The organism is Micromonospora sp. NPDC050795 (genome assembly GCF_044456785.1).
Taxonomy (GTDB): Bacteria; Actinomycetota; Actinomycetes; order Mycobacteriales; family Micromonosporaceae; genus Micromonospora.
Genome location: NZ_JBITGE010000004.1, coordinates 1 through 21,239, shown reverse-complemented (window position 1 = coordinate 21,239; position 21,239 = coordinate 1). Strand labels below are relative to the sequence as shown.

Sequence of the window (21,239 nt, the reverse complement as noted above, 5' to 3'; positions counted from 1 at the left end):
GACGACGGCGGGAGACGGTGTGCTCAGCAGCGATACCTTCAGCTACACCGTCCAGGCCCGGTGTTCACCCGCCGAGGCGGCAGCGTTGCTCAGCGACCTGACCCGGCAGGGCGAGCTGCATCCGCTGATCGTGCGGGTTCGCCGGGTGCCGCCCCGGCCCGGCGCCCAGGCCAGCTACACGATCAACGACCGGTTGGCGGCCGGTCCGCTGCGCTTCCGGACCACCTACCACGCGGACGTGCTGATCAGCGAGGGCGACGAGATCGTCATGGTGGCCCGCCAGTGGCCGGCCACCACGGTGCGAAACCACACCCGACTACGCGCCGAGCCGGACGGCCTGACCCGCGTCGACGTCGAGATCACCCTGACCGCGCCGAGGCCACTGTTCCGCTACGCGTTCCGCCAGGCCCAGGCCGCCCACCTAGCCCTGGCCACCCGCCTGGGCGCCGCCCTAGACCGAACCAACAAAGCCCCACCCCCCACCCCCTGACTCGCCTCCCGACCCACCCCGTGGCCGACCCCGTCGGCGCCCCTCGCGGCGCCCTTGGCGCGCCGATCTTGCAGTTTCGGCTGTCGATATCAGTGGGATGAACCCATATGTCGGCGCAGTAAGTGCAAGATCGCGGGGGCGTAGGGCGCGGCGTGCGGGGCGGGGCGTGGGTTGGTGCGTTAGGAGATCTTGGTTGGCGCGTTGTTGCGGGTCGGGCGGGTGGTGGGACGTCGGCCCCACGGCTTGTAGGTGGAGAGCACTGTCGCGATGACCATCAGGCTGGTCGACACCGCCGGCGCGATGACCAGGTCGGCGCGATCGCGGGCGGGCAGAGCGGCGCCGACCGCTCCGGCGTGACGCAGATTCGGGGTGAGCAGGAACAGCACCAGCCCGACCATCACCGTGGTGAGCACGAGCTTGACCAGCACCCAGCGGTGGCGCAGCAGGCCCCATGGGGTGAGCAGCGAGCTGGCGACTCCGACCAGCCAGACCAGGACGCTCAGCGGCGCGAACAACACTGTGCCGACCAGGGCCGTGACCGGATAGACCACCGCCGGGTCGGCGCCCCGCTGCACGGCGACGCCGAGGGTGAGCAGCACCAGGTCAGCGCCGAGCCAGCCGAGCGAGGTGACGAGGTGCACTGTGAGCAGCGCCTTGCGGGTGGTGGGTCGGATCCGAGGCATACCGCGATGCTGCCCGCCGGCCACTGCCGGGTCGTCCGACGAGCGACGACATCAGGGGTACGCGCGGTGACGTAGCCCGGCCCCGGACGCACGTGATGCCTGTGAGCCCTCCAGTGGCTCACAGGCATCACGACGCGTGGATCAGTAGACCGACAGGTGTACGTGGTTGGTGTGGTCGGTCGACGGGGTGCCGTGCGCCCCGCTGTACGACTTCCACCCGCTGCTGGGCAGCCAGATCTGCCTGTACCAGATCACGTAGAGCACGGCGAGCCGGTCCGCGTTGCGGATGAAGTACGCGGCCAGGTTGTTGCCGTACGTCTTGTCGCCGCCGGTGGCGTTGCCGCCGAAGCCGTTCTTCTGCGCCGCGAAGTCGCAGGCCCGGCCCTTCGGGTGTTCACCCGAGCCGCTGGGGCGGTGGCACGAGACGTACCGGGTGAATCCCGCGGCCTTGGCCTGGTTGAGCGCGTGCAGGGTGCGCGGGGTGATGCAGCCGTTGGCCGGCGTGGGGTCGTTGATGCTGCACGACTCGGAGGGCCAGGAGCCGTCGGAGTTGCGCGGTGCGGCCTTCGCGTTGGCGCTGGAGGTGCCCCGGTTGGAGCCGGCGTCGGCGGTGGTCTGCGGCTTGGGCGTGGTGGCCACGGTCAGGGCCCGTTCGGCCTGCTCCTTGCGCTTGGCCATCACCGCGACCTGCTTGCGCTGTTCGTTGATCTCGCCGTCCAGGGCGACCCGGGTGCGGTTGGCCTTGTCCTTGGTGTCCAGCAGGTCGCGCAGCACCCGGTCCTCGTTGGCCGCCACCGCGTCCAGCGCGGCCGCCCGGTCCATGAAGCCTTCCGGGGTGTTGCTGTTGAGCAGCGCCGACACCGCACCGAGCCGGCCGGTGCGGTAGGCGACCTCGGCGATCTCGCCGACCTTGCCGTTGCGCTGGTCGATCTCGACCTCGATGGTCTTCAACTGGGTGCCGAGCTGCTTCTGCCGTTGTACTGAGGTGTCCAGGGCGCGCTTCGCGTCCAGGTAGCCCTTGCTGGCCGCCTCAAGCTGGGCCCGCAACGCCGGGGTGCCGCCCTCCTCGTCGGAGTCGGGTGCGGCGGCCCGCAGACCGGTCGGGGGTGCGGCCGAGGCGGTGCCGGCCGGAAGCGCGACGCCGAGGGCGAACATCGCGACGATCAGGGCCGCCAGTCGGGCGGCGGGTGGTCGTGCTGGTGCCACTGCGCATGTCCTTCCGTCAGCCGCCGACCGGGTTAGCTGACGGGTTCGGGACGGAAGATCCCTACCGCTGACGCGGATACACCCCAGGAACATGGTTCCCCGGTTCGCCCTGCTGGGCGATTAGGCGGCGACCGCCACCGGCGCCGGGTAGGCGCCGCCTGGTTACGGCCGGGACCGAGCCTACCGGTGCGGGTGGGGTCGCTGCAGCCAATGTGACGGACGGTGCGTACGTCACCACGGAAATCGACGAGCCGGTCACCATTCGATGGAGCCGCAGGCTCCAGAAGCCGCGCCGGGCTCGATCTGCAAGGTCGCGTGTTCGATGCGGAAGTCGTCGTGCAGGGCCGTACGTGCTGCGGTGAGCACCGCGCCGACCTCCGCGCCCGGTGCCATGGTCAGGTGGGCGGAGGCCACCTCCATGCCCGAGGTGAGCGTCCAGACGTGCAGGTCGTGCACCTCGACGACACCGGGGACGGCGGCGAGCCGGTCGTGCACGGCGGTCACCTGGAGGTGCTCCGGGGCGGCCTGCACCAGGATGCGGATGGCGGCGCGGGCCAGCCGCCAGGTGCGCGGCAGGATGAACACGCCAATGGCGACCGCGACCAGAGGGTCGGCCCACCACCAGTCCGTGACGGTGATCAGCAGCGCCGCGCCGATGACGCCGACCGAGCCGAGCAGGTCACCGAGCACCTCCAGGTAGGCGCCCTGGAGGTTGATGCTCTCCTTGGCTCCGGCGCGCAGCAGCGCGAATGCGGCGATGTTCGCGAGCAGGCCGAGCACGGCCACCACGAGCATCGGACCGGCGATGACCTCATGCGGGTCACCGAAGCGGCGGATCGCCTCGACCACCACGTAGATCGCGACGCCGGAGAGCAGGACGGCGTTGGCCAGCGCGGCGAGCACCTCGAGCCGGTAGAGCCCGAAGGTGCGCTGCGGGTCGCCGGTGGCCCGCCGGGTCGCCGTGATGGCGGCGAGCGCCATCCCGATGCCGAGCACGTCGGTGAACATGTGCCCGGCGTCGGAGAGCAGGGCGAGCGAGCCGGTGTGCAGTGCGACCACCGCTTCGACCACCATCAGGGTGGCGAGCAACCCGAACGCCGCCCAGAGTCGACCTCGGTGCTGGTGCGCGGCATTGGCGACGGACCCATGGTGGTGGTCATGACCTGCGCCCACGAGAACCACCTTCCGCCGCTGGTCGGGACCCGGTCAAATGTATGCTCACATCGCTATGTGTGCAAGTGTACGGGCAGGGCGTTCCGCCGGCGGCAGTCCGCACAGGTCAGCCGGTCGGGTCGATGGTGGTGAGCCGCTGGGTGGCCCGGGAGAGCGCCACGTACAGGGTGCGCACCCCGGCGCCCGGATCCGCCCGGATCTCGCTCGGGGCGACCAGCACCACCCCGTCGTACTCCATGCCCTTGGCCTCCAGGCTGGTCACCACCTGCAACCTGGGCGCGCCGAGCGCGCCCAGCCAACCGGCGACCTCGTCCCGGCGGGGGACCGGCGTGATCACCCCGACCGTGCCCTCCACCTCGGCCAGCAGGCCGGCGGCGGCCTCCACGGTCGCGGTCTCCAAGCCCGTCGAGGGCACCACCAGCTCCACCGGCTCGACCCCGGTGGAGCGGACGGCGGTCGGCAGCGGCAGGTCCGGGTAGAGCCGCCGGATCTCCGCCGCCGCCACCGCGAAGATCTCCGCCGAGTTGCGGTAGTTGGTGGTGAGCGTGAAGTCGTGTCGCTTACGCCGGCCCAGCGCCTGGTCGCGGGCCCGGGTCAGCTCCTCCGGATCGCCGGTCCACGCGGTCTGCGCGGGGTCGCCCACCACGGTCCAGGAGGCCAGTCGGCCGCGTCGACCGATCATCCGCCACTGCATCGGCGAGACGTCCTGTGCCTCGTCCACCACCACGTGCGCGTAGTCCCGGTAGTCCTCGGGACGCTCCCGGGCCGCCGCGCGGGCGGCCCGTTGGCGTTCACCGAGGGTGCTCAGCTCACGGACGCCGCCGGTGAGCTGGAACGGGTCGCGTCGCGCGCGGGCCGGCTGCGCGGGCTTGCCGAGCAGCGCGTCCAACTCGTCTAGCAGGGCCACGTCGGCGATGGTCAGCCCGGCCGAGTCCAGGTCCCGGTACGCGGCGTTGAGCAGCCGGATCTCCGCCGAGGAGAGGATCCCCCCGGCGTACCGGCGCAGCCGGTCCGGCTGCGCCAGCCAGCCGAGCACGTGCCGGGGGTGCAGCCGAGGCCACCACGCCTTGAGGAACTCCCGGAACTCCGAGCGCTCGGCGATCTCCGCCTCGAAGGCCGGTTGCTCCGGCAGCCGACCGCTGCTCAGCTCACGGGCCTGCGCCCAGAGCGCGGCGAACACCCCGTCGAAACCGGCCCGGCGCACCTCGTTGCGCCGTGCGCCGCGTTGCAGCGCGCGGTCCCGGATCCGGTCCAGCGCGACCCGGTCCAACCGCAGCAGCGTGCCCCGGTAGAGCAGCCGCAGCTCACCCGGGCCGCCCGGCACCGCGTCGCGGGCCGCCCGCTCCAGCACCCGGCGCATCCGCAGCGAGCCCTTCACCGCCGCCACCTCGGGCGGGTCGGGGCGGGTGGCTGTCATCCCCGGGAAGAGGGTGCCCAGCGAGTGCAGGGTCGCGGTGTCCTCACCGAGCGACGGCAGCACGGAGCCGATGTACTCGACGAACACCGACGACGGGCCGACCACCAGGATGCCGCCGCCGGCGTAGCGGCTGCGGTCGGAGTAGAGCAGGAACGCGGCCCGGTGCAGGGCGACAGCGGTCTTGCCGGTGCCGGGGCCGCCCGCGACGATCGTCACCCCGGAACCGGGCGAACGGATCGCCTCGTCCTGCTCCCGCTGGATGGTCGCCACGATGTCGCGCATGCCCCGGCCGGTGGCCTTGGACAGGGTGGCCAGCAACGCGCCGTCACCGACGACGGTCATCCCTTCCGGGGCGGCCGTCGGGTCCAGCAGGTCGTCCTCGATCCGGGTGACCCGCTCGGCGCGGGACTGGATGGTGCGCCGCCGCACCACGTCCAGCGGCTGCGCCGGGGTGGCCTGGTAGAACGCGGCGGCGGCCGGCGCGCGCCAGTCGACGACAAGCGTGACGGCGTTCTCGTCGCGGATCCCCAGGCGCCCGACGTGCAGCACCTGACGGTCGCGCAGGTCCAGTCGGCCGAAGACCAGCCCCTCGTGCTCGGCGTCCAGGGTGTGCCGCCGCTGCGCGGCGTGGAAGACCATCGCGTCGCGCTCGACGAGGGCGCCGTGCGTGCCCACCCGGGCCATCCGGTAGCCGTCCCGCTCGGCGCGGACGGCCGACTGCCGCAGCTCGGCCAGTCGGGCGTACACCCGGTCCAGGTGTCGTTGCTCGACGGCGATCTCCTGCTCCAGGCCGGTCTGGTCGGTCAACGCACGCTCCTTCAGAGGTCGCCGGCAGGCGGCGGAAACCGCGCGGGCCAACCGCAGAAGGGTACGGCCCCGGACCCGACCCGCCGCGCCCGAGGTGCGCGAACGTGCTCAGGCACCCGTCTCGGCGGGGGCCGCGCCACGGTGAGCCGGCGACGACGCGCCGAGGTGGGCCGGCGACGAGTCGGCGATCGCCCGTCGTACGACGCCGGTGAGCGCGGCGTTCACCTCGTCCGGGCGTTCCATCATCAGCATGTGCCCGGCACCTGGGCAGACGGTCAGCTCGGTGGCCGGCAGAACCGCCGCGATCGACTCGGCGCACGGCGGTGGGGTCAGCCGGTCCCGGTCGCCGACCAGGGCGGCGGCCGGCAGGTGGGCCAACGCGGCGAGGGTGTCCAGGCGGTGCTGGGTGCCGATGGAGGCGCGGAACCCGCCGATCGAACGCAGCGACGCCCGGGCCACCGCCGACGTCACCAGGCGGATGTCGGCCGGCTCGCAGCGGTCACCGAAGAGCATCCACCGGATGCTCGGTTGCAGCGCGTTCAGCAGTGCCCGCGGAGCACGCCACGAGCCACACCGGGCCAGCACACCTGCGCCGGTCGTCTCAGCCAGCCGGATCAACCGGGCGATCCGCGGCGAGAGCCCGTAGACGGTGTGCGTGTGCCCCTCGGCGGTGGTCGAGACGAAGACCAGGCCGGCGGTACGGGTGGCGAAGTGCGCGGGGTGGCGGTGGGCGTACTCCATGATCGTCATTCCGCCCATCGAGTGCCCGACCAGCACCACCGGGCCGGTCGGCGCGACCGCGTCGATGACCGCGGCCAGGTCGTCACCCAACTGGGCCAGGGTGGCCGTGGGCAGCGCCATGCAGCTGGACCGGCCGTGCCCCCGCGCGTCGTAGGCGACCACCCGCACCGCATCGCCGAACTGCGGCGCGGTGAGCGCCTCGACCTGCCGGTGCCAGGCGCGCCCGTCCAGCGTCCAGCCGTGCAACAGGATGGCGGTGACCTGGGCGTCCGTCGGACCCGTCGCCTCGACGTTGAGCCGTACACCGTCCGGCAGGCCGACCTCGAACCGCTCCGGCATCGCCACCTCCCCAGGGCCGCCCAGTACCACCAGCACCGGGATACCCGGCGGTAACACCGGCTACCCGCCATGACACCACGCCAATCGCACCGTGGCGAACATTCCCGACCTCGCCCGTGCGGGACGGCGGCGGGCCAAGCTGGACGGCATGGGGTCGTCGGGAGTGCCCATGGGCGCGACGTCGGGGCAGGAACGGCAGGCCGGCGGTACGCCCCGCGCCGCCCTGGCCGACCTGCTCGCCGGCAATCGGCGGTTCGTCAGCGGCCAGCCGGTGCACGGACACGACGTCACGGCCGCCGCCGCGGCCTCCGGCGACCAGCAGCCGTACGCGGTGGTGCTGGGCTGCATCGACTCCCGGGTGCCGTTGGAGGCGATCTTCGACCAGACCTTCGGCGCGATCTGCGTGATCCGCACCGGGGGGCACGTGCTCGATCGCGCGGTCTGCGGCTCCATCGAGTACGTGGTCGGTCAGCTCGGCGTACCGCTGGTGATGGTCCTCGGCCACGAGCGGTGCGGCGCGGTGCAGGCCACGGTGGAGGCGCTGCGCGTCGGCCAGCGTCCCGGCGGGTCGCTGGCGCACCTGGTGGACGAGATCGCGCCGGCGGTCACCGAGGCGGGGATCGACGATCCGGCGGTGCTGCCGCTGGCGATCCGCCGGCACGTCCGGCGCACGGTGCGCACCCTGCGCCAGGACGATCTGCTGGCCGGGCCGGTGGCCGCCGGCCGGGTGGCCGTGGTCGGCGGCCTCTACGACCTGGCCACCGGCGAGGTCGCCCTGCTCGATCCAGGCTGAGCCGTTCTGGCCCGAGGACGTCCCGCCGCCGCCCGAAGCCGATCCTCGTGCACGCGAAACCGCCCGCCGGGAACTCCCGACGGGCGGTTCGTTGGTGCGGTGGGGGAGGGCTCAGCCCTCGAAGACGCCGGCCGCGACCAGGCGCTTCTCGGTGGCCTCCCAGCCGTCACCCGGGTGGGTGGCAGCCAGGTTGTTGATCTCCGCCCGGATCTTGGCGGCGTGGCCGGCGGCGGCCAGAACGCGGATCTCCTCGACGAAGGCGTCGGAGTCCGTGCGCAGGTGCGCGGTCTTGCCGTTGGTCAGGTTCCGCACGTAGGCGTGCTTGCCGCCGTTGAGCGGGATGAGGTACTTGAACTCGCCCAGCACGCTGAGGGCGCCACCCTGGCCAGCCTGGCCGGCCCGGACTGACGCGCGCGCGGTCTTAGAGGTGTTGCTCGCCACGGAGGTACTCCTTGCAAGACGTACGGGAGGACTAGACGTCCGGGGGCTGTGTGCGGGTCGTACGTGACTCGGCCCGCGAAGGTGTAACGCGGCATAAGCCGCCGGTGGAACTGTACAGGACCACGACATCATGCTGGTCGTCGCGGTGTCCTGAGAGGCAACGGCGACCACCCGTCCGGCTATTCCACCCGGCGTTTTTTCCGATTCCCTGGCGCACCACGCGTCACAGGAGTCATCATGTGTTGCAGCAGCCACCTGGGTGGACGAGGTCGTAGGGGAAGACGCACCTCGCTCTCCGGGAGGTCACCGTGCCAACGCGTGGCGTCGTATACGTCCACTCGACCCCGCTCGCCGTGTGCTCACACGTCGAGTGGGCGATCGCGCGCGTCCTAGCCGCGCCGGTCAACCTGCAGTGGACGGCTCAGCCCGTCGACCCCGGCGCACGCCGGGCCGAGTGCGGGTGGACCGGTCGTCCGGGGACGGGCGCCGAGCTGGCCGCTGCCCTACGGCAGTGGCCCATGATCCGTTTCGAGGTCACCGAGGAGCCGAGTGCCGGCGCCGACGGTGAGCGCTTCATGTACGTGCCAGCCCGTGGCCTGTTCCGGGCGACGGTCGGCGTGGCCGGCGACATCCAGCTCGGCGAGGACCGGCTCCGGGCGCTGATGGCGGCCTCCCGGGCCCCCGAGGCGCTGGCGCACGCCCTCGACAAGGCGCTCGGCACGGCATGGGACGCTGACCTGGAGCCGTACCGGTACGCCGGAGACGGTGCCCCGGTGACCTTGCTCACTCGGGTCGGCTGATCCGGCCGGCTGGCCGCTGGCCGTACGCCGTAGCGCCGGTGACGACCGGTAAGGTCAAGTTGCCCCGATAAGGGAGAAGCTGGTGGGATGGGCGGCGTGTCGAATCGCCCGTGGCGCGCCAGTGTCGCTGTCGCCGCCCTGACCGCCCTGCTCGTCTCTGGCTGCTCAGGTGACCCGGAGCGCCCCACACCGACGCCCAGCCCGGTCGGGACGTCGGCGGGCCCGAGCGTCCCGCCCGCGCCGCCGGCCAGCGACCCCGCCGGCCGCGCCGCTGCGCTGGTGGCGACGCTGTCCGACGAAGACCTGGTCGGCCAGGTGCTGATGCCGTACGCCTACGGCGACTCGGCGACGAAGGTCTCCGCCGGCTCGGCGGCCGGCAACCAGGCCCTCGCCGGGGTGGACACCCCCGCCGAAATGATCGCCAAGTACCGACTGGGTGGTCTGATCCTGGTCGGCTTCAGCGCCGACGACCCGACCAAGGGCAACCAGGAGACCACGAACGTCGACAACCCCAAGCAGGTGCACGAGCTCACCACCGGGCTGCGTACCGCCGCCGGTCGGCTCGCCGCCGGTTCGGCGCCGCTGCTCGTTGGCACCGACCAGGAGTACGGGGTCGTCACCCGCGTGACCGACGGTGTCACGGTGCTGCCCAGCGCCCTCGCGGCCGGCGCCGCCGGTGACCCGAAGCTCACCGAGGCCGCCTGGCGGGCCGCCGGCGCCGAGTTGGCCGCGATGGGCATCAACATCGACTTCGCCCCGGTGGCCGACGTGCTGGCCACCCGCAGCACCGTGATCGGCTCCCGGTCCTACGGCTCCGACCCGAAGCAGGCCGCCGCGCAGGTGGGCGGCGCGGTCCGTGGCCTCCAGGCGGTCGGGGTCGCGGCCACCCTGAAGCACTTCCCCGGGCACGGCCACAGCGCCGACGACTCGCACAAGGACCTTCCGGTGCTGACCCAGTCCGCCGCGGCGTTGCAGAGCGGCGCGTGGCCGCCGTTCACCGCCGGGATGGACGCGGGCGCGATGGCCGTGATGTCCGGTCACCTGGACGCGCGCACGATCGACCCGGGGACCCCGGCGACGTTCTCGCACAAGCTGCTCACCGACGTCCTGCGCGGCCAACTGGGCTTCAAGGGCGTGGTGATCACCGACGGGATGAACATGCCGCCCGCGATGCGCTGGGCTCCCGGCGAGGCGGCGGTCCGGGCGCTCAACGCCGGTAACGACCTCATCCTGATGACCCCGAACGTCGGTCAGGCGTACGACGGGCTGCTCGCCGCGCTGCGCGGGGGGTCGCTGCCCCGGACCCGGCTGGTCGAGGCGGTCACCCGGGTGCTGACGATGAAGTTCCAGCTCGCCGAGCTGCCGGCGGCGCAGATGTCCACGCTCAACACCCCGGCACACCGGGCGGCGGCCGACGCGCTGGCCGCTGCCGCCGTCACCGTGCTGCGTGGCGCCTGCGGCGGAGCGGTACGCGGGCCGGTCACCGTCACCTCGTCCGGCGGCCGGGACGGCACCCGGGCCACCCTCACCGCCGCGTTGACCGCCGCCGGTGTGCAGGTCAAGCCCAGCGGCGGCACTGTCGTGCACCTGGTGGGCTACGGCGACGGCGCCAAGGACCTGAGCCCCGACGCGGCGATCACCGTCGCCATGGACACCCCGTACGTGCTGGCCGACGCGAAGTCACCGAGGCTGCTGGCCACGTACTCGTCCAGCCGGGCGTCGATGACCGCCCTGGCCGCCGTGCTCGCCGGCAAGGCCCGGCCGGGCGGCCGGTCCCCGGTGACCGTTCCCGGACTTCCCGCGACGACCTGCGCCAGCAACTGACCCGAGGGGGCCGACCTCAGCCGGCAGCCGTGAGCCCGCGCACCGCGAGCCGGTACGCCGGCAGCACGTCGGTCCGTTCGGTGATCAGGCCCTCGTTGACCGCGAAGACCAGCGTCTGCCCCGCCGACTGAACGGCCAGCGCCCAGTTCCGCGCCGCCTCCTCCCCGGCCAGCGGGCTGGTGGCGAGCCAGGTCATCTCGGTGGCGTCCAAGCCGCCGGCGCGGAGGTCGCGGAACTGCTGGCCGGTGACCGCCTCGCCGGCTCCGGTGGCGAAGCTCTCCAGCGCGGCGCGCGGAGCGGCAGTCGGCGTGTCCGTCGCCCAGATCCGCAGGAACCCGCCGCCGGCCGGCCGGCCGTCCACCTCGCACCGCACTGTGGTGCCGCCGCGCTTGGTGAACGCCTCACCGACCAGCTCGGCCAGCTCGCCCTTGGGAGGCTCGACAGCCTTCGCCGTCCACCCGTCGGCCAGCGGAAACGTCACCGGTACCGGGCAGGGGGAACCGGCGCCGCCGGTGGTGCCGCCGGACGCGGCGGGGGTCGTCTCGTCGTACCAGGGCTCGCCCGTTGCCTGTGGGGCCGGGTCGCCGGCCGAGGGCCCGGCGGGAGCGGCGGCGTCGTCGCCGCAGCCGGCCAGCAGGCCGAGGATGAGCGCCGCCGACACGGCTACGTGGGTACGAGCGTCCATTGTGGTGATCCCCGTCAGTCGATCTTCAGTCGGCCCATCTAAGCCGCGCGGTCCCTCGACGTCAATCGGGATCGAGTGCCCGCCCCGGAAATCCGGTCGCCTCCGCGCCGATCGGTCTGACAGCCTCACCCCATGGGAGCGGCAGCAGGATTCCGGCACGTTCGACGGGCGGACGGCACCGTGGTGATCACCCACCACGGCCGGGTCGCCGGCACGCTGCGCGGCGCTCGGGCCGCCGAGTTCCTGGCCGAGGTCGACGACGACCCGCAGCTTGTGATGGCCCGCTGGACCGGCAACTACCGCCACGGCAACGAGCGCACCGCGAAGCAGCACCCCCGCAACCGGGCCTGAACGACCAAAGGGCCCCTCCTCGCGACGAGGAGGGGCCCTTTCGCAGGATCTCAGGGGCGGGCGAAGACCAGAGCCACGTTGTGGCCGCCGAAGCCGAACGCGTTGTTCAACGCGGCCGGGATCTCCATGTGACGGGCCTTGTGCGCGGCGACATCCAGGGTGAGGCCTGGCTCCGGGTCGTCGAGGTTGATCGTCGGAGGAACGACACTGTCGCGGATCGCCAGGATGGTGGCGATCGACTCCAGCGCACCGGCCGCACCGAGCAGGTGACCGGTCATCGACTTCGTCGCGGACAGCACCGGGTGGTCGCCGAGCGCCTTGTGCAGCCCACCGATCTCCAGCATGTCCCCGACCGGGGTCGAGGTGGCGTGCGCGTTGACGTGCACGATGTCCCGCTTCGCCACGTCCGCGTCGGCGATCGCCTTGGCGATGGCCCGGATCGCGCCCTCGCCCTCGGCGTGCGGCTGCACGATGTCGTACGCGTCGGAGGTGATGCCGGCGCCGGCGAGGCGCGCGTACACCCGGGCGCCTCGGGCCGCGGCGTGCTCGGCCCGCTCCAGCACCACGATGCCGGCGCCCTCGCCGAGGACGAAGCCGTCCCGGCCCCGGTCCCACGGGCGGGAGGCCCGCTCCGGGTCGTCGTTGCGGGTCGACATGGCCCGCATCGAGCTGAAGCCGGCGATGGGCAGGGGGTGGATGACCGCCTCGGTGCCGCCGGCCACCACCACGTCGGCCCGGCCGGAGCGGATGATGTCCAGACCGAGGGCGATCGCCTCGGCGCCGGTGGCGCAGGCGCTGGCCACCGAGTGCACGCCGGCCTTGGCGCCCAGCTCCAGCCCGACCCAGGCGGCCGGACCGTTCGGCATGAGCATCGGGATGGTGTGCGGCGAGACCCGCCGTGGCCCGGAGGCCTCCAGGATGTCGTCCTGGGCGAGCAGCGTGGTGGCACCGCCGATGCCGGAGCCGACACTGACGGCCAACCGCTCCCCGTCGAGGTCGGAGCCGGCGAGGCCGGCGTCCGCCCAGGCCTGCTGCGCCGCGATGATCGCGATCGCCTCGGAACGGTCCAGGCGGCGCAGGCGGACCCGGTCCAGCACCTCGGACGGCTCCACGGCCAGCTGGGCGGCGATCCGGACCGGCAGTTGCTCGGCCCACTCCTGGGTGAGGGCACTCACCCCGGAGCGGCCGGCGAGCATTGCGTCCCAGGTCGACGCGACGTCCCCGCCAAGCGGGGTCGTCGCGCCGAGCCCGGTGACGACGACGTCTGGACGAGTCATGATCAGGACTGCGCCGCGATGTAGCTGACAGCGTCGCCGACGGTCTTCAGGTTCTGCACCTCGTTGTCCGGGATCTTGACGCCGAACTTCTCCTCGGCCGCGACCACGACCTCGACCATGGAGAGCGAGTCGACGTCGAGGTCGTCGGTGAAGGACTTCCCCTCGGCCACGTCGTCCGGGTTCACCCCGGCAACCTCTTCGAGGATCTCGGCGAGGCCGGTGGTGATCTCGTCACGGGTCATTGCGGTTGGTTCCTTTCATCGGGGTTCTCCGGCGGCCGGCGTCGCCGACCGCCAATCCTGGACGCGTACGCGCCCGAGGGGGTCATCAGGGGCAGCGGACGACCTGACCGGCGTAGGTCAGGCCACCGCCGAAGCCGAACAGCAGCACCGGTGCGCCCGAGGGCACCTCCCGGCGCTCGACCAGCTTGGACAGGGCCAGCGGCACGCTCGCCGCGGAGGTGTTGCCGGACTCGACGATGTCCTTCGCGATGATCGCGTCGGGGATGTTGAGCCGCTTGGCGATGCCGTCGATGATCCGGGCGTTGGCCTGGTGCGGCACGAACGCGGCCAGCTCCGACGGGTCGACCCCGGCCCGCTCGCAGGCCTGCAGCGCGAGCGGCGCGATGGCGGTGGTGGCCCAGCGGAACACCGCCTGCCCCTCCTGCTGGATGTACGGGCGCCAGCCCTCGATGCGGACCGCGTCGCTCTTGTCCGGCACCGAACCCCAGACGACCGGGCCGATGCCGGTCGGCTCGTCGTCGGCGGTGGCGGAGACCACCGCGGCACCGGCCCCGTCCGCGAAGATGATGCAGGTGGAGCGGTCGGTCCAGTCGGTGAAGTCGGACAGCTTCTCCGCGCCGATGACGATCGCGTTGCGCGACGCCCCGGCCCGGATGGCGTGGTCGACGGTGCCCAGCGCGTACGCGAAGCCCGAGCAGGCGGTGTTGAGGTCGAACGCGCCCGGCGCGGTGATGCCCAGCTTGCCGGCGACCCGGCAGGCAACGTTGGGGCTGCGGTCGATGGAGGAGCAGGTGGCGACCACGACCAGGTCGATGTCGGCGGCGGTCAGGCCCGAGTTGGCCAGTGCCTTGCCGGCAGCCGCGGCGGCCATGTCGGCGACCGTCTCAGTGTCGGCGATCCGCCGGCTGACGATGCCGACCCGGTCGCGGATCCACTCGTCGTTGGTGTCGACGAGCTGGGCGATGTCGTCGTTGGTCACCACCCGGGAGGGCTGGTAGTGCCCCATCGAGACGATGCGACTGCCAGTCATGAACGGCCTCCGATACGGGCGATCAGGTCCCGTGCGGCCGGCAGGTCGTCCGGGGTGTTGAGGGTGACGATCTCCGGGGCGCCGTCGCCCTTGAGTTCCCGCTTGACCAGGCCGGCGAGGGTGCCGGCCGGGGGTAGTTCGATCACGCCGGTGACCCCGAGGTCGGCCAGCGTACGCATGCACAGGTCCCAGCGCACCGGCGCGGTGACCTGACGAACGAGGCGCTGCACCATGGTCGCGCCGTCGTCGACAGCGGTGCCGTCGAGGTTCGACAGCAGGGTGCGGGCCGGGTCGGCGGGGATGATCCCGGCGGCTTCGGCGGCGAGCGCGGTCTCCGCCGGAGCCATGTACGGGGTGTGGAAGGCGCCGGCCACCTGGAGTCGGATGATCCGGGTCCGGGTGGGCGGCGCGGCGGCGAGCTTGTCGAGCCCGTCCAGGGCGCCCGCGGCGACGATCTGCCCGGCGCCGTTGCGGTTGGCCGGGTAGAGCCCGTTCGCCTCGATCGCGGCGATCACCTCGTCGGGATCACCACCGAGCACCGCGGCCATTCCGGTCGGCTCCAGCGCACAGGCGGCGGCCATCTCCCGGCCACGGACGCCGGCGAGGGTGATCGCGGCGTCGGCCGACAGCACACCGGCCAGGGCGGCGGCACCCAGCTCGCCGACGCTGTGGCCGGCGGTGACGGCGACGCCGTCGAGCGGCAGGTGCTCGGCCGCGAGCAACGCCGCGGCGACCAGCAACGGCTGGGTGCGGGCGGTGTCCTTGATCTCGTCGGCGTCGGCGTTGGTGCCCAGGTGCAGCAGGTCGACCCCGGCCAGCGCCGACCAGTCGCGCAGTCGCGCCTCAGTGCCGGTCAGGTCGAGCCAGGGGGTCAGGAAGCCGGGTTTCTGAGAACCCTGGCCGGGACTAAGTACGGCGAGCACGTCTATGACTCTCCCGGATAATGGCGGGTAACGCGGTGCCGCCTTCGACCAAACCACACTAGGACCTTTAGCGGGTTCCTACAAAGATCGGCGGGGATCATCCTCGGTTTGGGTGGATTTCCGGGTAGGCGGGGTCATTGTCTGAGTCGGGACCGGCGAGGCCAGCGGGGCGACCGGATCCAACCGACCCACGGTCAGCGCGACCTGAAGGGCGAACGCGTCGCGCGGCGACAGTGGCGAGAACCCGGTCACCTCGGCGATCCGCCGCAACCGGTAGCGCACCGTGTTCGGGTGCACGAAAAGCGCCCGGGCCGCGCTCTCCAAGGTGCCACCGGCCGCCAGGAAGGCATCCAGGGTGGCCAGCAGTTCCCCACCGGCGCGCACCAGCGTCGCGTACACATCGTGACGCAGCCGCCGACGGGCCTCGGTGTCGCCGGCGAGGGCCCGCTCCGGCAGCAGGTCCGCGGCCGGCACCGGCCGGGGCGCGCTCGGCCAGGCCGGTGCGGCCCGAAAGCCGGACAGCGCGGCCCGCGCCGACTCGGTCGCCTCGTCCAGGCTCGGTACGGCGGGACCGACCACCACCGGGCCGTCCCCGAACGCGCTCAGCAGCTTCGCGGTGGCGGTCAGCGGGTCAGGTGCGCCGCCCAGGACGATCACCAGCCGGTCGCCGTGGACGCCGCCGATCACCTCCACGCCGATCCGGCGGGCCTGCCGGTAGACCACGTGCAGCACCGCGGAAACCTCGCCGCCGGGCGACCGACCGACAGCCACCGCCACCGGCGGCGCGTCCGCCCAGCCGAGCGCGGCGGCCCGACTGGCCAGGACGTCCGGCGAGTCACCGCGCAACAGCGCGTCGACGAGCAGCGCCTGCAACCGGGCGTCCCAGGCGCCACGCGACTCGGCGGCCCGCGCGTACACCCGGGCGGCGGAGAACGCGATCTCCCGGGAGAAGCGCAGCACCGCCTCGCGTAGCTGCTGCTCCTCACCCTCGGCGGCCAGGTGCGACACCTGCTCCTCGACCACGTCGATGGTCACCTTGATCAACGCCACGGTCTGCTGGAGGGTGATCGACCGGGCCAGCGCCTGCGGGGCGGCGGCGAAGACCTCGTCGGAGACCTCCTGGGTGCTGTCAGTGGTGCCGCCGCCCTCGCGCAGCCACTGCACCAGCGACCTCGCGCCCGCCTGCGCCACCAGCATCACCCAGGAACGCTGGTCGGCCGGCAGCGCCCGGAACCAGGGCAGCGTCTCGTCCATCCGGGCCACGCTGGAGGTGGCCAACGCCCCCGCCGATCGTTCGATCCGGCGCAGCGTGGCCGACAGCTCCCCACCACCCGGCGTGCTCACCGCCCTAGCCTGACACGTCGTGAGCAGGCCAACCACGCCGGCACCGCTCCGCCGCGCGCCCAGCGGGCCCGACTCACGGGTGCGGGGGAGCGGGCAGGCCCACCTCCTGGGCCAGGATGGCGGCCTGCACCCGGCTGCGTAGGTCCAGCTTCGCCAGGATCCGGCTCACATGGGTCTTCGTGGTGCTCTCCGCCAGCACCAGTCGATCGGCGATCTGCTGGTTCGACAGGCCCAACCCGAGGCAGGCCAGCACGTCACGCTCACGCGGGGTGAGGGTGTCCACCGCGGCCCGCGCGTCCGCCGACGCACCCGGCGCGGTGGCCGCGAAGGCGGTGATCAACCGACGGGTCACAGTGGGCGCGATGAAGCCGTCGCCCCGCGCCACCGTCCGCACCGCGCCGACCAGGCCGTCGGCGTCGGTGTCCTTGAGTAGGAACCCAGCCGCCCCGGCTCGCAACGCCCCGAAGACGTACTCGTCCAGGTCGAAGGTCGTGAGCACCAACACGTCGGCGAGCCCGTCGCTGACGATCGCCCGGGTCGCGGAGATCCCGTCCCGGTGCGGCATCCGCACATCCAGCACCGCCACGTCGGGGCGCAACTCCCGGCACAGGCGCACCGCGGCGTCGCCGTCGGCCGCCTCGCCGACCACCTCGACACCCGCTGAGCTGTTCAGGATCAGGGCCAGACCGGCCCGTACCGCTGGCTGGTCGTCGGCGAGCACCACCCGTACCGTCGCCGGGCCCGTGTCGTCCGACGGCCGCGCCGGCCCGGTCACCCGCCCTCCCCGGTGGGCAGGGCCGCCCGCACCTGCCAACGGCCGTCGTGCGGCCCGGCGGTGAACCGGCCGGCCAGCAGCGTGGCCCGCTCCCGCATGCCGATCAGCCCGGCCCCGGCGCCCGGCAGCCCGGCCCCGCCCCGACGCACCGGGTTCTCCACAGTCAGCACCACCTCGGCCGGCCGGTACGCGATCGTCAGCTCCGCCTCACCCGTACCGTGCTTGAGCGCGTTCGTCAGGGACTCCTGCACGATCCGGTACGCGGCGAGGTCCACCCCCACCGGCAACGCGCCCGGCGTGCCATCGGTCCGGACCCGCACCGCGAGCCCGGCAGCCCGGACCCGGTCGACCAGTCCGTCCGCCTCGGCCAACCGCGCGGTGACCACCTCCGGCGCGGCCGGGTCGGCGCTGGTCCCCGGCTCGCGCAGCACCTCGATCATCTGACGCATCTCGGCGAGGCCCTGCACGCTGCTCTCCCGGATCACCCGCAACGCCGACTCCACCTGACCGCGATCCAACCCGGGTACGGAGAGCACCGCGGTGGCGTGGATGGCCACCGCGCTGAGATGGTTCGCGACCACGTCGTGCAGCTCCCGGGCCATCCGGGCCCGTTCGGCGCTGACCGCCTGCCGACGGTCCAACTCGACCAGCCGGGCGGTCTGTTCGGCCCGCGCCCGCTCGGCGGCGGCCTGATCGCGGTACTGCCGCACGCTGATACCGGTCAGGACCGGCAGGAGGCCGACGAGCACCACCAGCACGCCCATGGCCACCCCGCTCCACTGGTCGGAGAGGATCACGCCGACGACCGCACCGAGCACGCTCAGCCCGATGGTCGCCCACAGCAGCCACCGCCACAGCCGTGGCGGACCGTAGACACAGGCGTCGTAGAGGACCTGCGTGTAGATCAGGATCGCGCCCAGCGATCCCCCGAGCGCGATGTCCACCACCACTGCCACGGTGCCGACGGCGAGGCTGGCACGCGGGGCGACGAGGCGCAGACCCACCGCGACGCACATCGCCAGCAGCGACGGCAGGAACAGGACCGCGGGCACGTCCGGGTGCGGACGGATCTGCGGTTGCCAACCCAGGGTCCACAGCACCAGCCCGCCGGCCAGCGACGCCCCGGCCAGCGCCAGGTCCCGGCCGCGGGTGCCGGAGCCGAGCCACGGTGGGGGACGCATGCCCCGATCCCACCACAGCCGCACCGGCTCGGAGTCCGACCGGGGGAGGAGACCGCCGCCTGCGACATGCGCCGAAAGGGGTACGCGGGCCGCGCCTCGTCAGCCCAATAATGATCATCATGACCGATGTGGAAACCCTGGCCGCACTGGCACTGCGGGCGCTCTTCGCCCGCGCCGACCTGGAGGCTCACCGCGCCCGCTGACCGCCGGTCCGCCGCGCCACCGAAGCCCACGGTGAACGACACGAAAAGAAGCTGTGAACTGCGTAACCGCCTCCCGCGCTCAGCGGCGTCTTCGGGAACCGGCCGGTCCTGACCCCGGGTACGCTGCGCGCGGCCCGTCGGTCCCGGCCAGTACGGTGACAGGGCACCTCGGGGAGCATTCGAGGGTGAGGCGAGCGTGAGGAGACCGGGGATGGCGCACGGGGAGGCCGAGCACGGCTGCGCCCAGGGCGAGCCCTGCCGGCCGGGGCACCACGACCCGCAGGCGGCCGGCAAACCCCGCCGGCCGGTCGGCGGTGCGCCGTCGCACCCGGTGGAGCCGCTGCCGGGGCGCGTCGACGACGAGCCCGTGCTGCCGCGCCAGCGCTCTGCCGAGCCCGATTCGGACGTGCCCGCTGGTTGCCTCAGTGAACTTTCCGGCTGGGCCGGGGCACACCGGCACGGCGCGGTCCGGCCGCGTCCACGAGCCACCCGCCGGGAGCGCCCACCGCGCCGCTGGTGCTGAACACCGCGTTCCGGTGCCCGGTCGGCCGACGCACCCGCTGACCAGCGAGTGCGTCGGACCGTCGCGTGTTGCGGGCCAGCGAGAGCGTGACCTCAGCGCGTAGGCCTGCTCAGCGCTTGCGCCAGTTCAGCGTGTGCGTCTGCGGATCAGCAGGGCGATCCCGGCGAGGCCGACGGTGATGGTCAGCATCACGCCGACGTTGAGCAGCAGCAGGCGTTGCAGGTCGCCGAGCGCCTCGTCGAGATCCTTCGCCGGGTCGAGCGTGTCCTCCGGGAGGACGCGTTCGCCGCCGCCCGCGCCGCCACTGACCGTGTCGAACTGCCGCTCCAACGGCACACCGGCGGTGCGCAGGGTCTCGGACATGCTGAGCCGACCCAGGAACCAGCCGGCGCTGGTCTTCCGGCCGTCCGGCTGCTTCGCCGGGCGGAAGACGCGAGGGCCGCCGATCGCCTTGGGGTAGAGGTCGTAGGTCTGCTTCGGCGTCTCGCCGGCGAGCACCACGACGGTGTACTTCGGACCGAGGTTGGCTGCCTTCGGACCGGTCGGCATGCCGGTGCGCGCGAGGAAGTTGACCTGGTCGATGACCGCGCCCACGAGAGCGGGCTCCTTCTCCGCGCGCAACCGCAGCGGTGCGGGCAGCCCCGTGCCGGTGATGTCCACTCCGGCGGGTGCCGGCTTCGGCGCCGCCGAGGCCGAGCCGGCGGTGCCAAGCGACAGCAGTGCCACCGCCAGCGTGCCCGCCAACACGGCGGCCAACCGCCTCACGTGTCGGACCATCCCGCCTCCTCGCCCCGTTCGATGGATGGCTTCGTCGTAACGTCTGGACCGACCTGCCGGTGTGGCATCGACCGGATGGTCGCGTCCACTCCTACAGACTCCGCAGAACGTCGATGAGTTGCAGCTTTCGGAACAGTATTTGGAACTATCTGCGATCTCTGCTCGACTAATGAGGAGCCGTTTGATCAGCGGGCGGATCGTACCCTTACGGAGGGGTTCATGGGGGGCAGGGTTACACGTACGGTGCGGGTCGTGCCAGTGGTGCTCGGCGTGGCGTTCGGTGTGTCGTTTCTGGTGCCGGCGACTCCGGCCGCCGCCCACAACCAGCTGACCGGCAGCAACCCGCGCGACGGCGCCCGCGTGGCGTCGGCACCCGCCCGGGTCGAGCTGCGGTTCCTCGCCAAGCCGTCGCCGACTACGACGAAGATCACAATAACCGGACCGGACAATGTGGTCGCTGGCGGGACTCCCGCCTTCGACGGCAGTCGGGTGCGGGTGCCGTTCAAGCCGGCCGCAGCCGGGCTCTACATCGTCGGCTACCAGCTCGCGTCGTCCGATGGGCACCCGGTGAAGGGCGAGGTGCGGTTCACCCTCACCACCGGCACCGCAGCCGACCCCACTGCCTCTCCGTCGGCCACCGCCGGCACCAACCCGGCGAGCTCGCCCTCGGCTGGCGCGTCGGCCGTCGGCATACCCTCCGCCGGCTCGCCGTCGGCGGCACCCGGCAGCCCGACGGCCTCCCCGGTGCCGGCTGCCTCGGAGCAGTCCGACTCCGGCAGCCGCTGGTGGATCTGGGCTCTCGGCGGCCTGCTGCTGCTCGCCGCACTCGCGGCCGGCCTGTTCTTCCGCCGCCGCCGAGGCACCGCCTAGTCGATCATCTGATGCCCGGTCGGTCCCAAACCCGACCGGGCATCAGCGTTCCCGGGGCCGAGCTGGCCCTGCTCCGCGATCTTGCACTTCCTGTCCCGACACAAGGGGCATCCCACCCATGTCGACAACCGAAACTGCAAGATCGACGCGCCTGGGGGGTGGGAGCCTCGCGCGGGGGTGGGGACCCGGGGGGTGTCCCTATGGGTTTCGTCAAGCGGAGATCGGCGTGGCTGGGCGTGGTTGGTAGGGGATCTTGTCGCGGAGCATGGCGTAGAGGACGTCGCAGCGGCGTCGGGCGAGGCAGATGAGTGCGGCGTTGTGGCGTTTGCCTTCGGCTCTTTGCG

General features: G+C 72.7%; 22 protein-coding genes, 1 pseudogene and 1 riboswitch. Of the genes and pseudogenes, 7 read left to right on the top strand and 16 right to left on the bottom strand.

The window, feature by feature from the left end:
* Positions 1 to 19 precede the first annotated feature (19 nt).
* Positions 20 to 490, top strand: a complete 471-nt coding sequence (locus ACIBEF_RS05060) for an SRPBCC family protein (protein ID WP_396791310.1) — start codon at positions 20 to 22, stop codon at positions 488 to 490.
* 179 nt (positions 491 to 669) lie between these two features.
* Here ACIBEF_RS05060 and ACIBEF_RS05055 read toward each other — a convergent pair whose 3' ends face one another.
* From ACIBEF_RS05055 to ACIBEF_RS05035, 5 genes are all read right to left on the bottom strand, one after another.
* The gene (locus ACIBEF_RS05055) at positions 670 to 1,173 is read right to left on the bottom strand and encodes a hypothetical protein (RefSeq protein WP_396791308.1); all 504 of its coding nucleotides are present in this window, start codon (positions 1,171 to 1,173) and stop codon (positions 670 to 672) included.
* Between the two features lie 141 nt (positions 1,174 to 1,314).
* Positions 1,315 to 2,379 (bottom strand): coiled-coil domain-containing protein, encoded by a 1,065-nt coding sequence (locus tag ACIBEF_RS05050; RefSeq protein ID WP_396791306.1) that lies wholly within the window; start codon positions 2,377 to 2,379, stop codon positions 1,315 to 1,317.
* Positions 2,380 to 2,384: 5 nt separating this feature from the next.
* Positions 2,385 to 2,516, bottom strand: a riboswitch (cyclic di-AMP (ydaO/yuaA leader).
* Positions 2,517 to 2,634: 118 nt separating this feature from the next.
* Complete coding sequence (locus ACIBEF_RS05045) at positions 2,635 to 3,552, bottom strand: cation diffusion facilitator family transporter (RefSeq protein ID WP_355008808.1); 918 nt, start codon at positions 3,550 to 3,552, stop codon at positions 2,635 to 2,637.
* A gap of 106 nt (positions 3,553 to 3,658) precedes the next feature.
* Positions 3,659 to 5,776: a HelD family protein gene (locus ACIBEF_RS05040; RefSeq protein ID WP_396791304.1), complete on the bottom strand. Its 2,118-nt coding sequence runs from the start codon at positions 5,774 to 5,776 to the stop codon at positions 3,659 to 3,661.
* 108 nt (positions 5,777 to 5,884) lie between these two features.
* Positions 5,885 to 6,856: an alpha/beta fold hydrolase gene (locus ACIBEF_RS05035; protein WP_396791302.1), complete on the bottom strand. Its 972-nt coding sequence runs from the start codon at positions 6,854 to 6,856 to the stop codon at positions 5,885 to 5,887.
* Positions 6,857 to 7,025: 169 nt separating this feature from the next.
* On the opposite strand from ACIBEF_RS05035, the gene ACIBEF_RS05030 reads away from it, so the two are divergent.
* Positions 7,026 to 7,649, top strand: a complete 624-nt coding sequence (locus ACIBEF_RS05030) for a carbonic anhydrase (RefSeq protein WP_396791586.1) — start codon at positions 7,026 to 7,028, stop codon at positions 7,647 to 7,649.
* Between the two features lie 111 nt (positions 7,650 to 7,760).
* On the opposite strand, the gene ACIBEF_RS05025 is transcribed toward ACIBEF_RS05030, so the two are convergent.
* On the bottom strand, positions 7,761 to 8,090 hold the full coding sequence (locus ACIBEF_RS05025) for a hypothetical protein (RefSeq protein WP_030330285.1): 330 nt from the start codon (positions 8,088 to 8,090) through the stop codon (positions 7,761 to 7,763).
* A gap of 308 nt (positions 8,091 to 8,398) precedes the next feature.
* Between ACIBEF_RS05025 and ACIBEF_RS05020 the strand changes: the two genes are divergently transcribed.
* Both ACIBEF_RS05020 and ACIBEF_RS05015 read left to right on the top strand, forming a co-directional pair.
* Complete coding sequence (locus ACIBEF_RS05020) at positions 8,399 to 8,890, top strand: DUF3145 domain-containing protein (RefSeq protein WP_355422641.1); 492 nt, start codon at positions 8,399 to 8,401, stop codon at positions 8,888 to 8,890.
* Positions 8,891 to 8,977: 87 nt separating this feature from the next.
* Positions 8,978 to 10,714 (top strand): glycoside hydrolase family 3 protein, encoded by a 1,737-nt coding sequence (locus ACIBEF_RS05015; protein WP_396791300.1) that lies wholly within the window; start codon positions 8,978 to 8,980, stop codon positions 10,712 to 10,714.
* Positions 10,715 to 10,730: 16 nt separating this feature from the next.
* Here the strand turns inward: ACIBEF_RS05015 and ACIBEF_RS05010 are convergent, their stop codons facing one another.
* Positions 10,731 to 11,399 carry a lipoprotein gene (locus ACIBEF_RS05010; RefSeq protein WP_396791298.1) on the bottom strand — a complete coding sequence of 223 codons (669 nt, stop codon included), beginning with the start codon at positions 11,397 to 11,399 and terminating at the stop codon, positions 10,731 to 10,733.
* A 132-nt stretch (positions 11,400 to 11,531) separates the two neighbouring features.
* Between ACIBEF_RS05010 and ACIBEF_RS05005 the strand changes: the two genes are divergently transcribed.
* Positions 11,532 to 11,750 carry a hypothetical protein gene (locus ACIBEF_RS05005; RefSeq protein ID WP_396791296.1) on the top strand — a complete coding sequence of 73 codons (219 nt, stop codon included), beginning with the start codon at positions 11,532 to 11,534 and terminating at the stop codon, positions 11,748 to 11,750.
* 50 nt (positions 11,751 to 11,800) lie between these two features.
* Here the strand turns inward: ACIBEF_RS05005 and fabF are convergent, their stop codons facing one another.
* From fabF to ACIBEF_RS04970, 7 genes are all read right to left on the bottom strand, one after another.
* A complete protein-coding gene (gene fabF / locus ACIBEF_RS05000; RefSeq protein ID WP_355422632.1) occupies positions 11,801 to 13,027 on the bottom strand; it encodes a beta-ketoacyl-ACP synthase II in 1,227 nt (408 codons plus the stop codon).
* A 2-nt stretch (positions 13,028 to 13,029) separates the two neighbouring features.
* A complete protein-coding gene (locus ACIBEF_RS04995; protein ID WP_030330276.1) occupies positions 13,030 to 13,269 on the bottom strand; it encodes an acyl carrier protein in 240 nt (79 codons plus the stop codon).
* An 85-nt stretch (positions 13,270 to 13,354) separates the two neighbouring features.
* On the bottom strand, positions 13,355 to 14,299 hold the full coding sequence (locus ACIBEF_RS04990) for a beta-ketoacyl-ACP synthase III (RefSeq protein ID WP_355008814.1): 945 nt from the start codon (positions 14,297 to 14,299) through the stop codon (positions 13,355 to 13,357).
* Positions 14,296 to 15,222, bottom strand: coding sequence for an ACP S-malonyltransferase (locus ACIBEF_RS04985; protein WP_396791293.1), 927 nt, complete (start codon positions 15,220 to 15,222; stop codon positions 14,296 to 14,298). Before ACIBEF_RS04985 ends, ACIBEF_RS04990 begins: the two co-directional genes overlap by 4 nt.
* Before the next feature lie 78 nt (positions 15,223 to 15,300).
* Entirely contained in the window at positions 15,301 to 16,629 is a 1,329-nt protein-coding gene (locus ACIBEF_RS04980) for a PucR family transcriptional regulator (RefSeq protein ID WP_396791584.1), read from the bottom strand.
* Between the two features lie 10 nt (positions 16,630 to 16,639).
* Entirely contained in the window at positions 16,640 to 17,341 is a 702-nt protein-coding gene (locus tag ACIBEF_RS04975) for a response regulator (RefSeq protein WP_396791291.1), read from the bottom strand.
* On the bottom strand, positions 17,338 to 18,522 hold the full coding sequence (locus tag ACIBEF_RS04970; RefSeq protein WP_396791289.1) for a sensor histidine kinase: 1,185 nt from the start codon (positions 18,520 to 18,522) through the stop codon (positions 17,338 to 17,340). The genes ACIBEF_RS04975 and ACIBEF_RS04970 overlap by 4 nt, the downstream gene beginning before the upstream one ends.
* A 414-nt stretch (positions 18,523 to 18,936) precedes the next feature.
* On the opposite strand from ACIBEF_RS04970, the gene ACIBEF_RS04965 reads away from it, so the two are divergent.
* Positions 18,937 to 19,248 (top strand): hypothetical protein, encoded by a 312-nt coding sequence (locus tag ACIBEF_RS04965; RefSeq protein ID WP_355008819.1) that lies wholly within the window; start codon positions 18,937 to 18,939, stop codon positions 19,246 to 19,248.
* A 126-nt stretch (positions 19,249 to 19,374) separates the two neighbouring features.
* Here the strand turns inward: ACIBEF_RS04965 and ACIBEF_RS04960 are convergent, their stop codons facing one another.
* Positions 19,375 to 20,025, bottom strand: a complete 651-nt coding sequence (locus ACIBEF_RS04960; protein WP_357201114.1) for a hypothetical protein — start codon at positions 20,023 to 20,025, stop codon at positions 19,375 to 19,377.
* A 252-nt stretch (positions 20,026 to 20,277) separates the two neighbouring features.
* Here ACIBEF_RS04960 and ACIBEF_RS04955 point away from each other — a divergent pair, with 252 nt between their 5' ends.
* Positions 20,278 to 20,895 (top strand): copper resistance protein CopC, encoded by a 618-nt coding sequence (locus ACIBEF_RS04955; protein WP_396791287.1) that lies wholly within the window; start codon positions 20,278 to 20,280, stop codon positions 20,893 to 20,895.
* A gap of 210 nt (positions 20,896 to 21,105) precedes the next feature.
* Here ACIBEF_RS04955 and ACIBEF_RS04950 read toward each other — a convergent pair.
* Positions 21,106 to 21,239: pseudogene (locus tag ACIBEF_RS04950) on the bottom strand (IS110 family transposase); the annotation flags it as partial.

Bases quoted from the DNA above. Each gene is read 5' to 3' on its own strand.
- ACIBEF_RS04990 (WP_355008814.1), bottom strand. From the start codon at position 14,299: ATGACTGGCAGTCGCATCGTCTCGATGGGGCACTACCAGCCCTCCCGG.
- ACIBEF_RS05005 (WP_396791296.1), top strand. From the start codon at position 11,532: ATGGGAGCGGCAGCAGGATTCCGGCACGTTCGACGGGCGGACGGCACC.
- ACIBEF_RS05035 (WP_396791302.1), bottom strand. From the start codon at position 6,856: ATGCCGGAGCGGTTCGAGGTCGGCCTGCCGGACGGTGTACGGCTCAAC.
- ACIBEF_RS05010 (WP_396791298.1), bottom strand. From the start codon at position 11,399: ATGGACGCTCGTACCCACGTAGCCGTGTCGGCGGCGCTCATCCTCGGC.
- ACIBEF_RS05030 (WP_396791586.1), top strand. From the start codon at position 7,026: ATGGGCGCGACGTCGGGGCAGGAACGGCAGGCCGGCGGTACGCCCCGC.
- ACIBEF_RS05015 (WP_396791300.1), top strand. From the start codon at position 8,978: ATGGGCGGCGTGTCGAATCGCCCGTGGCGCGCCAGTGTCGCTGTCGCC.
- ACIBEF_RS04960 (WP_357201114.1), bottom strand. From the start codon at position 20,025: ATGGTCCGACACGTGAGGCGGTTGGCCGCCGTGTTGGCGGGCACGCTG.
- fabF (WP_355422632.1), bottom strand. From the start codon at position 13,027: ATGACTCGTCCAGACGTCGTCGTCACCGGGCTCGGCGCGACGACCCCG.
- ACIBEF_RS04965 (WP_355008819.1), top strand. From the start codon at position 18,937: ATGGCGCACGGGGAGGCCGAGCACGGCTGCGCCCAGGGCGAGCCCTGC.
- ACIBEF_RS04970 (WP_396791289.1), bottom strand. From the start codon at position 18,522: ATGCGTCCCCCACCGTGGCTCGGCTCCGGCACCCGCGGCCGGGACCTG.
- ACIBEF_RS05055 (WP_396791308.1), bottom strand. From the start codon at position 1,173: ATGCCTCGGATCCGACCCACCACCCGCAAGGCGCTGCTCACAGTGCAC.
- ACIBEF_RS04995 (WP_030330276.1), bottom strand. From the start codon at position 13,269: ATGACCCGTGACGAGATCACCACCGGCCTCGCCGAGATCCTCGAAGAG.